The sequence below is a fragment of the Streptomyces sp. NRRL F-525 genome (assembly GCF_000716605.1).
GTDB lineage: Bacteria > Actinomycetota > Actinomycetes > Streptomycetales > Streptomycetaceae > Streptomyces.
In genome coordinates, this window is sequence record NZ_JNXE01000042.1 from 55,080 (window position 1) to 67,883 (window position 12,804).

Here is a 12,804-nt window from a genome sequence, read left to right on the forward strand (position 1 = left end):
GGAGTTGGGCCACAGATCCACAGGTCCGTCGTATATGACTCATACACGCATCGTGTACGCGCACTGAGAGGGGGAGGCAGCACCACATGACCAACGCCCACCCGTCTCCCACCACCACCCTCAAAGGGATGGGCTTCGCCCATGACTAACATTCCCGAGACCGGTCGGACTCCACGGGTTCAGATCAGGCTCGTCGTCATCCAGATTCTCGTCCTCTCCCTCCTCGGCACCCTCGGCGGGCGCCTCTGGTACCTGCAGATCCGTGAGGGCGCCGCGTACCAGAAGGAAGCGTCCGGCAACCACGTCCAGCAGGTCGTCGAGCCCGCGGTGCGCGGTTCGATACTGGACGCGCGCGGTGTGCCGCTGGCCGACAACGAGACCCGGCTCGTGGTCTCCGCCTCCCGGACCGACCTGCTGAAGCAGGCCGACGACGGCAAGGCCGTCCTCACCAAGCTGGCCGGCGTGCTGGGCCTGAAGCCCGCGGACGTCATCCAGAAGGTCCGGCTGTGCGACGCGAAGACCCCGCAGCCCTGCTGGAACGGCTCGCCCTACCAGCCCATCCCGATCACCGACGAGGCCACCGCCAAGCAGGCCCTGCAGATCCGCGAGCGCGCCGAGGACTTCCCCGGCATCACCGCCGAGCCCGAGGCCGTCCGGCGTTACGCGGCCCCCGGCGACGCCAACGCGGCCCAGGTGCTGGGCTACCTCTCGCCGGTCACCGACGACGAGATCACCCAGGCCAAGGACTCCGACTCGCCGTATCTGCGCTCCGACCAGGTCGGCCGCTCGGGCCTGGAGCGCGAGTACGACAAGGAGCTGCGCGGCAAGGCCGGCGTCACCCGCTACGAGGTCGACAACCTCGGCCGCGTGATCGGCAAGGCCAAGTCCGATGCCCCGCAGCCCGGTTCGAACCTCGTCACCAGCATCGACGCCCGCGTGCAGCGCGTCGCCGAGTACCAGCTCGACAAGGCGATGAAGAGCGCCCGCCAGCAGTTCGACAAGATCACCGGCGAGAACTACAAGGCCGACTCCGGTGCCGTCGTCGTGATGGAGGCCAAGACCGGCCGCATCGTCGCCATGGCGTCCGCGCCGACGTACGACCCGAACGTCTGGGTCGGCGGCATCTCCGCCAAGGACTACAAGCAGCTCACCGGCAAGAACTCCGACTACCCGCTGCTGAACCGGGCCATACAGGGTCAGTCGGCGCCCGGTTCGACGTTCAAGGTGGTCTCCACGGCCGCCGCGGTCGAGGCCGGCTACACCTGGGACGGCGGCTACCCCTGTACCAGTTCGTACTCGGTGGGCGGCCAGGTCTTCAAGAACTTCGAGGGCGAGAACTTCGGCCCCATCTCGCTGGGCCGCGCGCTGGAGGTCTCCTGCGACACCGTCTTCTACGGTCTCGCCGACGCCCAGTGGAAGAAGGACGGCGGCATCAACCCGAAGAAGGGTGAGCCCAAGGACTACTTCTACAAGGCGGCCCACCAGTTCGGCCTCGGCAAGACCACCGGCGTCGACCTCCCGAACGAGGTCACCGGCCGGATCCCGGACCGCAAGTGGAAGCAGGAGACCTGGGAGGCCAACAAGGCCTACTGGTGCAAGACCGGCAAGAAGGGCGGCACGTACGTCCAGCAGATCGCGTACGAGAACTGCCTCGAAGGCAACAAGATGCGCGAGGGCGACTCGATCAACTACTCCATCGGCCAGGGCGACACCCTCGTCACGCCGATCCAGGAGGCCATGATCTACGGCGCGCTCGCCAACGGCGGCACCGAGTACGTCCCCACCATCGGCAAGGCGATCGTCAGCGCCGACGGCAAGACGGTCCAGGAGATCAAGCCCAAGGTGAAGGCGAAGCTGCCGATCAGCGCGGCCACCCACAAGGGCATCGACAAGGCCCTCGCGGGCGTGGTCACCAGCGGTACCGCCGCCTGGAAGTTCCAGGGCTGGCCGCAGGACAAGATCGAGCTGCACGCCAAGACGGGTACGGCGGAGGTCTACGGCAAGCAGACCACCTCCTGGTTCGCCACCTACACCAAGGACTACACGGTCGTCATGACGATCGCGCAGGCCGGTACGGGTTCCGGCGCCTCCGGTGAGGCCGTGCGCAACATCTACAACGCGATGTACGGCGTCCAGGCCGACGGCTCCATCGACAAGAAGAAGGCGATGCTGCCCACGCCGCAGACGAGCCTCCCGAAGGTCCGCGCCGACGGCACGATCGCCTCCCCGAAGATCACCGCCGACCCGGCCAAGGAGCTGGAGAAGCAGCAGGAGAAGGCGACCGAGGGGGGCGTCACCCCCGCGGACGACACCCAGCAGCCGGCCGTCGCGCCCTCACCGTCCACCACCAACAGCAACACCCGCAGGCGTCCGCGCAGAAGGGGTAGCCGGAGGATGCTCACATGACCGGCAACAGCTTCTCCGTCTCCGGATACGGGCCCGACCGGGCCGGCTGGACACGGGTGTTCGCCCGTGACTCGATGGCCCGCCGGCTGGACTGGCCGATACTGCTGTCGGCGATCGGCCTGTCCCTGATCGGCTCGCTCCTGGTCTACTCGGCAACCCGCAACCGCACCGAGATCAACCAGGGCGACCAGTACTACTTCCTGATCCGGCACCTGATGAACACCGGCATCGGCATCGCCCTGATGATCGGCGTCATCTGGGTCGGCCACCGCACCCTGCGCGTCGTCGTCCCGTTCCTGTACGGCGCCTCGGTGTTCGGCATCCTGCTGGTGCTGACCCCGCTGGGCTCCACGGTCAACGGCGCGCACTCCTGGATCGTGCTCGGCGGCGGATTCTCGCTCCAGCCCTCGGAGTTCGTGAAGATCACGATCATCCTGGGCATGGCGATGATCCTCGCCGCCCGGGTCGACGCGGGCGACAAGCCCTACCCCGACCACCGCACGGTCCTCCAGGCCCTGGGCCTCGCCTCGGTCCCGATGATGATCGTCATGCTGATGCCCGACCTCGGCTCGGTCATGGTCATGGTCATCATCGTGCTCGGCGTCCTGCTGGCCTCCGGCGCGTCCAACCGCTGGATCTTCGGCCTGCTCGGCGCGGGCACCCTGGGCGCGATCGCGGTGTGGCAGCTGCACTTCCTGGACGAGTACCAGATCGCCCGCTTCGCCGCCTTCGCCAACCCGAGCCTCGACCCGGCCGGCGTCGGCTACAACACCAACCAGGCCCGCATCGCGATCGGTTCGGGCGGCCTCACCGGCGAGGGCCTCTTCCACGGCTCCCAGACGACAGGCCAGTTCGTCCCCGAACAACAAACGGACTTCGTCTTCACCGTCGCGGGCGAGGAGTTGGGCTTCGTCGGCGCGGGCCTGATCCTCGTCCTCCTGGGCGTGGTCCTGTGGCGCGCCTGCCGCATCGCCCGCGACTCGACCGAGCTCTACGGCACGATCGTCGCCGCCGGGATCGTCGCCTGGTTCGCCTTCCAGGCCTTCGAGAACGTCGGCATGACCCTCGGCATCATGCCGGTCACCGGTCTGCCACTGCCCTTCGTGTCGTACGGAGGTACGTCGATGTTCGCGGTGTGGCTCGCGGTGGGGCTGCTGCAGTCGATCCGGGTGCAGCGCCCGATGTCCGCGTAGTCACAACTTTTGCCCGGTCGTTACCACCCCATTTACCCGAGTTCCCCCGGGGTTCATTTGGGACGCCCCCTGCCATCCCGGCTCGTCAACAACTAGATTCGGTGCATGGCGGACACAAAGCGCGAGATCGAGCGTAAGTACGAGTCCGACGACAGCGGTCTGCCCGACCTGACCGGCGTCGCCGGGGTGGTGTCCGTGATCGACAAGGGCGTCGTGAGTCTCGACGCCGTCTACTACGACACGGCCGACGAGCGCCTCGCCGCCGCCTCCCTCACCCTGCGCCGCCGCACCGGCGGAGACGACGCGGGCTGGCACCTGAAGGTGCCGGTCGCGCCCGGTGTCCGCGACGAGATCCGGGAACCGCTCTCCGACACCGTGCCGGACACCCTCGCCGCGCTGGTCCGCTCCCGCGTCCGCGAGGCCGAGCTGGCGCCCGCCGTCCGCCTGCGCTCCGACCGCGACGTACGCCACCTCGTGGACGCCCAGGGCAAGCTCCTCGCCGAGGTCAGCGTGGACGCCGTGCACGCGGAGCGCCTCACCGAGGGCGGCGGCACCGCCCAGTGGACCGAGATCGAGGTCGAACTCGCCGACGACGGCGACCCGGTGTTCCTCGACAAGGTGGAGAAGCGGCTGCGCAAGGCCGGGGTACGGCCGTCCTCGTCGTCCTCCAAGCTGGCGCGGGCGCTGGCGGAGACGCGCCCGCCGGGGTCGGGGAAGAAGAAGCGCAAGGCGCCGCCCGTCCCCGGGGAACCCACGACCGCCGGCGACCACGTCCTCGCCTACGCCCGCGCCCAGCGCGACGCGATCCTCGAACTCGACCCGGCCGTACGCCAGGACGCCTACGACTCGGTGCACCGCATGCGCGTCGCCACCCGCCGGCTGCGCAGCACGTTCCGCTCGTACGGCAAGGTTCTCGACCGCACGGTCACCGACCCGGTCGGCGAGGAACTGAAGTGGCTGGCGGGGGAGTTGGGGGTCGACCGCGACCGCGAGGTCATGACCGAGCGGCTGACGACGGTCCTCGGCGAGCTGCCCCCCGCCCTGATCTCCGGCCCGATCCGCGCCCGCCTGGACACCTGGGCGAACGCCCGGCGCGGCGGATCGCGCGGCCGGCTGATCGGCGTCCTGGACTCCGAGCGGTATCTCGGCCTCCTCGACACCCTGGACGCGCTGGTCGCCGAACCGCCCGTGCTGCCGGACGCGGCCGGCAAGCCGGAGAAGGTGATCGGCAAGGCCGTACGCAAGGACTTCGGAAAGGTCTCCGCGCTCGTCGAGGAGGCGATCGAGGCGCCGCCCGGCCCGGACCGCGACCTCGCCCTGCACGAGGCCCGCAAGAAGGCCAAGCGCACCCGGTACGCGGCGGAGGCGGCGACACCGGCTCTCGGCACTCCGGCCCGCGCGCTCGCCAAGTCCATGAAGTCGCTGACCAGCCTGCTCGGTGAGCACCAGGACAGCGTGATGGTCCGGGTGACCCTGCGGGAGCTGTCCGCGGTGGCGCACGCGGCGGGGGAGAGCTCGTTCACGTACGGGGTGCTCTACGGACGCGAGGAGCAGCGAGCGGCCGGGGTGGAGGCCGCGTTGCCGGAGGCGTGGAAGGCGATCGTGGCCGAGGGGTCCGCACAGGTGTGACCGCTGGTGCGTACGGGTGAGGTCCGGGATCGCGTTAGTCTGGATGGTCACCCGTCCGTTCAGTCCCGCTCACGAAGGTTCGCGAGATGCCTGCCGAAGTCGCTGCGGCCGCAGAGTCCGTGTTTCCGCAGCTCGAAGCCCTGCTCCCGCAGGTACAGAAGCCGATCCAGTACGTCGGCGGCGAGCTCAACTCCACGGTCAAGCCGTGGGAGTCGTGCGACGTCCGCTGGGCGCTCATGTACCCGGACGCCTACGAGGTCGGCCTGCCCAACCAGGGCGTCATGATCCTCTACGAGGTCCTGAACGAGCAGGAGGGCGTCCTCGCCGAGCGCACGTACAGCGTGTGGCCGGACCTGGAGGCGCTGATGCGGGAGCACAAGGTCCCGCAGTTCACGGTCGACAGCCACCGCCCGGTGGGCGCGTTCGACGTCTTCGGCCTCTCCTTCTCCACCGAGCTCGGCTACACGAACATGCTCACGGCCCTGGACCTGGCGGGCATCCCGCTGGAGTCGAAGGACCGGACGCTCGACGACCCGATCGTGCTGGCGGGCGGCCACGCGGCCTTCAACCCCGAGCCGATCGCGGACTTCATCGACGCGGTGATCATCGGCGACGGCGAACAGGCCGTCCTCGACATGACGAAGATCATCCGAGCCTGGAAGGCGGAGGGCCGCCCCGGCGGCCGCGAGGAGGTCCTCTTCCGCCTGGCGAAGACGGGTTCGGTGTACATCCCGGCCTTCTACGACGTCGAGTACCTGCCGGACGCCCGTATCGCGCGGGTCGTACCGAACAAGAGCGGTGTCCCCTGGCGGGTGTCGAAGCACACCGTCATGGACCTCGACGAATGGCCGTACCCCAAGCAGCCGTTGGTCCCGCTCGCCGAGACGGTCCATGAGCGCATGTCGGTCGAGATCTTCCGCGGCTGTACGCGCGGCTGCCGCTTCTGCCAGGCGGGCATGATCACGCGCCCGGTGCGCGAGCGGTCGATCACGGGCATCGGCGAGATGGTCGAGAAGGGCCTGAAGGCGACGGGCTTCGAGGAGGTCGGCCTGCTGTCCCTCTCCTCGGCGGACCACTCGGAGATCGGCGAGATCGCGAAGGGCCTGGCGGACCGCTACACGGAGGACAAGGTCGGCCTGTCCCTCCCGTCCACCCGCGTGGACGCGTTCAACGTGGACCTGGCGAACGAGCTGACGCGCAACGGACGGCGATCGGGCCTCACCTTCGCCCCCGAGGGCGGTTCGGAACGCCTCCGCAAGGTCATCAACAAGATGGTGTCGGAGGAAGACCTCATCCGCACGGTCTCCACGGCGTACGGCAACGGCTGGCGCCAGGTGAAGCTGTACTTCATGTGCGGCCTGCCGACGGAGACCGACGAGGACGTCCTGCAGATCGCCGACATGGCGATGAAGGTGATCGCCGAGGGCCGCAAGGTCTCCGGCCAGAACGACATCCGCTGCACGGTCTCGATCGGCGGCTTCGTCCCCAAGCCCCACACGCCGTTCCAGTGGGCCCCGCAGCTCTCGGCGGCGGAGACGGACGCCCGCCTCACGAAGCTCCGCGACAAGATCCGCGGCGACAAGAAGTACGGCCGCTCGATCGGCTTCCGCTACCACGACGGCAAGCCCGGCATCGTCGAGGGCCTGCTGTCGCGCGGCGACCGCCGCATCGGCGCGGTCATCCGCGCGGTCTACGAGGACGGCGGCCGCTTCGACGGCTGGCGCGAGCACTTCTCCTACGACCGCTGGATGCGCTGCGCCGAGAAGACGCTGCCCGCCTTCGGCGTCGACGTCGACTGGTACACCACCCGCGAGAAGACCTACGAGGAGGTCCTCCCCTGGGACCACCTCGACTCCGGCCTCGACAAGGACTGGCTCTGGGAGGACTGGCAGGACGCCCTCGACGAGACCGAGGTCGAGGACTGCCGGTGGACGCCGTGCTTCGACTGCGGGGTGTGCCCGCAGATGGACACGTCGATCCAGATCGGCCCCACGGGCAAGAAGCTGCTCCCGCTGACGGTGAAGCAGCCGGCGGGGAGTGGGCACACGCACTGACCGGGTGTGTCGGTCAGCTGACGGGGTCCGAGGGGCCGTAGGCCGCGGCGATCTCCTGGGACCCCGCCCACCGGCTGTACGTGGGTGACTGGGGCCAGCCCTCGGGTGAGTCCTGCCATTCCTCCTGGCGGCCGTAGGGGAGGAGGTCGATCAGGGCGAAGCTGTGGCTGAGCTGCTCGGTGCCGCGGCCGTTGGTGTGCCAGGTGCGGTAGACGGTGTCGCCGTCGCGCAGGAACACGTTGACCGCGAAGCCGCCGTCGGGCGGGGCGCCGACGTCGGCGCCGAAGGAGCTGTTCGCGGTCGAGTACCACGGCATGCGGTTGCCGACCCGCTCCTTGTAGGCGAGGGCCTCGTCGATCGGGCCCTGGGTGACGATGACGAACCGGGCGTCGTAGCTGTCGAGGAACTCCAGGCGCGTGTACTGCGAGGTGAACCCGGTGCAGCCCGGGCACTGCCATTCCTTGCCGGCGAACCACATGTGGTTGTAGACGATCAACTGCCGCTTGCCGTCGAAGACTTCGGCCAGGCGGACCGGGCCGTCCGCGCCGTCGAGGGTGTAGTCGGGCATCTCGACCATCGGCAGGCGGCGCCGCTCGGCGGCGATGGCGTCGAGTTCCCGGGTCGCGGCCTTTTCGCGGGCGCGGAGGGTCGCGAGCTGGGTCTCCCACGTCGTGGTGTCAACGACGGGGGGTAGCGCGTCGGCGGTCATGGTCCCTCGCAGAGCTTGTGGGCGTGGCTGTGCCTTGTGCGGGGGTAGACCGCGCCCGGCTCCGGAACTCATCGGTCAGTCGGAAGTCAGCCACACACCGACCCCCGCCAGCGTCCCGTCCCCGGAGTCCGATTCCACGTCGCGGGCCAGGTCGGCGATCGTGACGGAGCGGAGGGCCTCGCGGCGGGCCGACTCGGCCGCGGCCATCGTGCGGGCGATCGCGCACGGCGTGGCGCAGGCCTCGGGCGGGGTGGCCATCGGGCCGCGCTGGCGGATCTCCGTGCAGACGAAGGCCGGGTCGGGGCCGTCGATCGCCTCGACGACGTCGAGGACCGTGATCGACGCGGGGGAGCGGGTCAGGACGTAGCCGCCGGACTTGCCCTGGACCGAACGGACCAGGCCGGAGCGGGAGAGGGCCTGGAGCTGTTTGGCCAGGTAGGTCGGGGACACGTCGTGGAACTCGGCCAGGCGGGCGGCCGGGACCGGGGCCTGGGTCGAGGTCAGGACAACGCAGCAGTGCAGGGCCCACTCGACTCCGCCGGACATCTTCACTCAGCCATTTTACTCAGACCCCCGTTGACTCGGATATGTATTGTCCGAGTAGTATCTCGGATAGAAAGTGTCCGGGTTTGGTCTCGGGGTGCTGTCGTGATCGCACGGCGGTACATATCGGACGTCAGTCATCTACGGAAGGCGTAGGCCATGAAGATCGCAGTCATCGGCGGAACCGGGCTGATCGGGTCGCAGGTCGTGAAGAACCTGAACGCGGCCGGGCACCAGGCCGTGCCGCACTCGCAGTCCACCGGCGTGGACATCATCAGCGGTGAGGGGCTGGAGGCGGCCGTCGCGGGCGCCGACGCCGTCGTCAATCTGACGAACTCACCGACCTTCGACGACGCCTCGATCGGCTTCTTCCAGACCTCGATGGACAACCTGCTCGCCGCGAGCGAGAAGGGCGGGGTCGGGCACTTCGTCATCCTGTCCATCGTCGGCGTGGACCAGGTGCCGGGGCTGGACTACTACCGGGCGAAGGTCCTCCAGGAGGATCTCCTCAAGGACGGGGCGGTGCCGTACTCCATCGTGCGCGCCGCGCAGTTCATGGAGTTCATGGACGCGACCCTCGCCATGACCACCGAGGGCGACACCGTCCGGCTGCCGCGTACGCCGATCCAGCCGATCGCCGCCGCGGAGGTCGCCGCCGTCGTCGCCGAGGTCGCCGCGGGCGCCCCGCTGAACGGCGTCCTGAACATCGCGGGCCCGGACGTCTACCCCCTCGACGACCTCGGCCGGATCACCCTGACCGCCAAGGGCGGCGCGGGTTCCGTGGTCACCGATGACGCCGCGGGCATGTTCGCCGCCGCCCCCGGTGACGTCCTCACCGCTCCGGACGGCGCCCGCGTCACCGCCACCCACTACACGGACTGGCTCGCCGGGCGGTAACTCGCTTACGGCAGGGGTGCCTTGGGGGTTCCGGCCGCGTGCAGGGACCCCAGCCGGGCCAGTGCCGCCGCATCCTCCGTGTCCGGATCGGCCGTGCCGACCAGGAGGCACTGGCCAGGGGCGCTCTGCACGTCGAACGTCTGGTACGTGAGGGTGATGCGGCCCACGTCCGGGTTGTTGAAGGTCTTGGACTGGCGGCCGGGACGGCTGACGCTGTGGTCCTGCCAGAACGTCGCGAACTCCTCGCTCCCGCCGAGGAGTTCGGCGATCAGCGAGCCGAGTTCGCGGTCGTCCCGGTCGTGGCCCGTGGCCAGTCGGAGCGCCTCGGCGGAGCAGCGGGCCACGTGCTCCCAGTCGGCGAACAGGTCCCGGGCCGCGGGGTCCAGGAACAGTGAGCGGACCATACGGCGGCGGTCGCCCAGGGGTGCGAGGAGCGCGTCGGCGAGTGCGTTCGACGCGAGGACCTCCAGGCGCCGGTTGATGACGTACGCCGCCGCCGTCGGGAACGCGTGCATCAACTGGAGCAGCGCCGGGTCCACCTCGTCGGACGGCTCGGCGGGGACGGGCCTCGGGACCAGGCCGGCCAGGCGGTACGCGTGCCAGCGGGCGTCCGTGTCGAGGCGCAGGGCGCGGGCGATGGCGTCGACCACCTGGCCCGACGGGCTGCGCTCGCGGCCCTGCTCCAGCCGGGCGTAGTAGTCGGCGCTGACCCCGGCCAGCACGGCGACCTCCTCGCGCCGCAGCCCGGCCACCCGGCGCGCCCCGGAACTGGGAAAGCCCACCTCGGCGGGCGTCAGCCGGGACCGCCGCGCCCGCAGGAAGTCACCGAGCGCGTAGCCGTCCGTACCGTCCATGCCGTCCATTCCAAAAGCCTACGGCGGTCCCGCCACCCCGCTCCCGCTTCCTGGGTGTGGCACACCCCGGAAGCCTCGTCCTGCCTCATCGGGCCGATCCCGCCGATGCTCGGACAGCACGGAAGACGCGGTGGACCACCGCCGCGCGATCGGCTTTCCTCCAAGGGGTTGCACATGACCACCACCGTCCCGTCCAAGGCCGTCCTGATCACCGGCGCGAGCAGCGGAATCGGCGAGGCCACGGCCCGGCTGCTGGCCGCGGCGGGGCACCGGGTGTTCCTCGGCGCCCGGCGCGCCGACCGCCTGGCCGCCGTGGCCAAGGACATCCAGGCGGCCGGCGGCACGGCCGAGCACCGCGAGCTGGACGTGACCAGCCTGGAGAGCGTGCGGGACTTCGTCCGGGCCGCGCGGGAGTCGTACGGCCGGGTCGACGTGCTCGTCAACAACGCGGGGGTGATGCCCCTGGCGATGCTGGACGCCCTGAGGGTCGACGAGTGGAACCGCATGATCGACGTGAACATCCGCGGTGTGCTGCACGGCATCGCCGCGGTGCTGCCCGTCATGCGCGAGCAGGGCGCGGGGCACGTCGTGAACGTCGCCTCCGTCGCCGGGCACCGCGTCGACCCCACCGCGGCCGTCTACTGCGCCACCAAGTACGCGGTCCGCGCCATCTCCGAAGGCCTGCGGCAGGAGAGCCGCGACCTGCGCGTCACCGTCATCAGCCCCGGCTTCACCCGCACCGAACTGACCGACGGCATCGGCGACTTGGGCATGCGCGCGGTCGCCGAGGACATGATGGGCATCGCGATCCCGGCCACCGCGATCGGCGAGGCGATCGTCTACGCCGTCAACCAGCCCGCGGAGGTCGACGTCAACGAGATCGTCGTCAGGCCTACGGCGCAGGGCTGAAGTCCCGGTTCAGGGCGCCCAGTCCGCCACCGTCGTCACCTCGGCCTGCATCGGGAACACCTTCTCCGTGAGGACGCGGTGGACCTCCGGGTCGTTGTCGAGGCAGGCGTCGGACAGGACGGTGAGGGTGAAGTCCAGGTCGGCGGCCTGGCGGAGGGTGGACAGGACGACGCCGCTGGTGGCGATGCCGGTGAGGACCAGGTGGTCGATGTCGTTGGCCCGCAGGACCAGGTCGAGGTCGCTGCCCGCGAACGCGCTGACGCGGCGCTTGGTGACGAGGATGTCGTCGGGGCCGGGGGCCACGTCCGGGTGGATCTCGTTGGCCTGGGCGGCGGCCGCCGGCAGGGTGACGCCCGCGAGCCTGCCGAACAGCTTGTTGCGGGGGCTGATCTCCGGGGCGCCGGGGCGGAAGCCGACGGTCACGTAGATCACGCGGACGCCGTTCGCACGGGCCGTCTCGATCGCCTTGCGCAGGCGCGGCAGGTAGTCCGGGTCGGGGTAACGGTCCACGATCACGCGCTGGACGTCCATGACGAGGAGGGCTTCGGACATGGCTGTCCTTCCGTGAGCTGAGCGCTCGGTCGCTAAGTCATCAGGTGATTACTTGCCTAACGTAGCCATGCCCTGTAGTCATGTCAACGAGTGATTACTTGAGCTGGTCGAGGGAGGTCGCCGGTGGTGGCGGGTGACGTGAATGAGGCCGACGAGCCCCGGCGGCGGGACGCTGCGGCGACCCGGCAGGCGCTGCTGGAGGCCGCGAGCAGCCGGTTCACCCGGCTCGGGTACGACCGCACGACGTTGCGGGACGTCGCCGCCGACGTCGGGGTCAACCTGGCGCTCATCAAGCGGTACTTCGACTCGAAGGAGGGGTTGTTCAAGGCGGCGCTGGCCTCAACTCCCCGTTTCCTGGGCCGGGATGAGGAGTTCCCGCACGACCGGGCCGGTCTCGCCGAGGCGCTCAGTCACCAACTGTCCGCCGGTGCCTGGCCGGAGTTCGGCGAACACCCCGTCCTGATGCTGCTGCGCGGCTCCGGCGACGAACGCGTGGACGCCCTGCGCCGCAAGGCCCTGGACGAGTTCAGCCGCCAGATCCTCGAAGCGTCCGGCGAGGGCCCGGCGGGGGAGGACGACGAACGCCTGCTGCGCGCCGAACTCCTCGTCGCGCTCGGCGTCGGCGTCGCCGTCGTACGGTCCGCCGTAGGCCTGCGCCCCCTGCGCGACGCGACCGCCGCCCAACTGGCCGCGCCGCTACGGGAGATCGTCGACGCGCTGCTGGCGCCCCCTGCCGACGACCGCTGAACTGCCGCACAATGCACGGGTGGACGACATCACGATCCGCCCCGCGGAACCCGCCGAGTTGGACGTCGTCGCGGGGCTCCGGTGGCGGTGGATTCTTGAGGGCGGGGATCAACCCGTCACCACCAACCCACCACCGCCTGCGAGGAGTTCGCACGGTACTCAGCCAACTGGGCAGTGGAGAACGCGACGGTGATCTGCGGTGCGTGTACGTCATCCCCGGTGAGCGCGACGGCGATGTCGGCGGGCGGCTGGTGGAGGCGGTGCTGGCCCGCGCTCAGGACCTCGGGCTCGAACGCGTCACCGTCCACTCC

12 protein-coding genes are annotated in these 12,804 nt (G+C 69.9%); 7 read left to right on the top strand and 5 right to left on the bottom strand.

The annotated features are described in order from the left end of the window. Positions 1–141 precede the first annotated feature (141 nt). From mrdA to OO69_RS40235, 4 genes are all read left to right on the top strand, one after another. Complete coding sequence (mrdA, locus tag OO69_RS40220; RefSeq protein WP_033285895.1) at positions 142–2,406, top strand: penicillin-binding protein 2; 2,265 nt, start codon at positions 142–144, stop codon at positions 2,404–2,406. Next, positions 2,403–3,599: a rod shape-determining protein RodA gene (rodA, locus tag OO69_RS40225; RefSeq protein WP_033285896.1), complete on the top strand. Its 1,197-nt coding sequence runs from the start codon at positions 2,403–2,405 to the stop codon at positions 3,597–3,599. Before mrdA ends, rodA begins: the two co-directional genes overlap by 4 nt. A gap of 105 nt (positions 3,600–3,704) precedes the next feature. Then, positions 3,705–5,228 (top strand): CYTH and CHAD domain-containing protein, encoded by a 1,524-nt coding sequence (locus tag OO69_RS40230; protein ID WP_033285897.1) that lies wholly within the window; start codon positions 3,705–3,707, stop codon positions 5,226–5,228. A gap of 86 nt (positions 5,229–5,314) precedes the next feature. Then, entirely contained in the window at positions 5,315–7,282 is a 1,968-nt protein-coding gene (locus OO69_RS40235; protein WP_033285898.1) for a TIGR03960 family B12-binding radical SAM protein, read from the top strand. Positions 7,283–7,295: 13 nt separating this feature from the next. On the opposite strand, the gene OO69_RS40240 is transcribed toward OO69_RS40235, so the two are convergent. Both OO69_RS40240 and OO69_RS40245 read right to left on the bottom strand, forming a co-directional pair. Further along, the gene (locus tag OO69_RS40240; RefSeq protein WP_033285899.1) at positions 7,296–7,991 is read right to left on the bottom strand and encodes a DUF899 domain-containing protein; all 696 of its coding nucleotides are present in this window, start codon (positions 7,989–7,991) and stop codon (positions 7,296–7,298) included. Between the two features lie 75 nt (positions 7,992–8,066). Beyond that, complete coding sequence (locus OO69_RS40245) at positions 8,067–8,537, bottom strand: RrF2 family transcriptional regulator (RefSeq protein ID WP_033285900.1); 471 nt, start codon at positions 8,535–8,537, stop codon at positions 8,067–8,069. 156 nt (positions 8,538–8,693) lie between these two features. On the opposite strand from OO69_RS40245, the gene OO69_RS40250 reads away from it, so the two are divergent. After that, entirely contained in the window at positions 8,694–9,431 is a 738-nt protein-coding gene (locus tag OO69_RS40250; protein ID WP_033285901.1) for an SDR family oxidoreductase, read from the top strand. A gap of 5 nt (positions 9,432–9,436) precedes the next feature. Here OO69_RS40250 and OO69_RS40255 read toward each other — a convergent pair whose 3' ends face one another. Further along, the gene (locus OO69_RS40255; RefSeq protein WP_033285989.1) at positions 9,437–10,285 is read right to left on the bottom strand and encodes a helix-turn-helix domain-containing protein; all 849 of its coding nucleotides are present in this window, start codon (positions 10,283–10,285) and stop codon (positions 9,437–9,439) included. Positions 10,286–10,459: 174 nt separating this feature from the next. Between OO69_RS40255 and OO69_RS40260 the strand changes: the two genes are divergently transcribed. Beyond that, on the top strand, positions 10,460–11,194 hold the full coding sequence (locus OO69_RS40260; protein ID WP_033285902.1) for an SDR family oxidoreductase: 735 nt from the start codon (positions 10,460–10,462) through the stop codon (positions 11,192–11,194). Between the two features lie 9 nt (positions 11,195–11,203). Here the strand turns inward: OO69_RS40260 and OO69_RS40265 are convergent, their stop codons facing one another. Beyond that, complete coding sequence (locus tag OO69_RS40265) at positions 11,204–11,746, bottom strand: cysteine hydrolase family protein (RefSeq protein WP_033285903.1); 543 nt, start codon at positions 11,744–11,746, stop codon at positions 11,204–11,206. 138 nt (positions 11,747–11,884) lie between these two features. Here OO69_RS40265 and OO69_RS40270 point away from each other — a divergent pair, with 138 nt between their 5' ends. After that, entirely contained in the window at positions 11,885–12,493 is a 609-nt protein-coding gene (locus OO69_RS40270) for a TetR/AcrR family transcriptional regulator (protein ID WP_033285990.1), read from the top strand. 116 nt (positions 12,494–12,609) lie between these two features. Here the strand turns inward: OO69_RS40270 and OO69_RS52200 are convergent, their stop codons facing one another. Continuing rightward, positions 12,610–12,801 carry a hypothetical protein gene (locus OO69_RS52200; RefSeq protein ID WP_033285904.1) on the bottom strand — a complete coding sequence of 64 codons (192 nt, stop codon included), beginning with the start codon at positions 12,799–12,801 and terminating at the stop codon, positions 12,610–12,612. Between the last annotated feature and the right edge of the window lie 3 nt (positions 12,802–12,804).

Coding starts and splice junctions, on each gene's coding strand:
- mrdA (WP_033285895.1), top strand. CDS start 142: ATGACTAACATTCCCGAGACCGGTCGGACTCCACGGGTTCAGATCAGG.
- rodA (WP_033285896.1), top strand. CDS start 2,403: ATGACCGGCAACAGCTTCTCCGTCTCCGGATACGGGCCCGACCGGGCC.
- OO69_RS40230 (WP_033285897.1), top strand. CDS start 3,705: ATGGCGGACACAAAGCGCGAGATCGAGCGTAAGTACGAGTCCGACGAC.
- OO69_RS40235 (WP_033285898.1), top strand. CDS start 5,315: ATGCCTGCCGAAGTCGCTGCGGCCGCAGAGTCCGTGTTTCCGCAGCTC.
- OO69_RS40240 (WP_033285899.1), bottom strand. CDS start 7,991: ATGACCGCCGACGCGCTACCCCCCGTCGTTGACACCACGACGTGGGAG.
- OO69_RS40245 (WP_033285900.1), bottom strand. CDS start 8,537: ATGTCCGGCGGAGTCGAGTGGGCCCTGCACTGCTGCGTTGTCCTGACC.
- OO69_RS40250 (WP_033285901.1), top strand. CDS start 8,694: ATGAAGATCGCAGTCATCGGCGGAACCGGGCTGATCGGGTCGCAGGTC.
- OO69_RS40255 (WP_033285989.1), bottom strand. CDS start 10,285: ATGGACGGTACGGACGGCTACGCGCTCGGTGACTTCCTGCGGGCGCGG.
- OO69_RS40260 (WP_033285902.1), top strand. CDS start 10,460: ATGACCACCACCGTCCCGTCCAAGGCCGTCCTGATCACCGGCGCGAGC.
- OO69_RS40265 (WP_033285903.1), bottom strand. CDS start 11,746: ATGTCCGAAGCCCTCCTCGTCATGGACGTCCAGCGCGTGATCGTGGAC.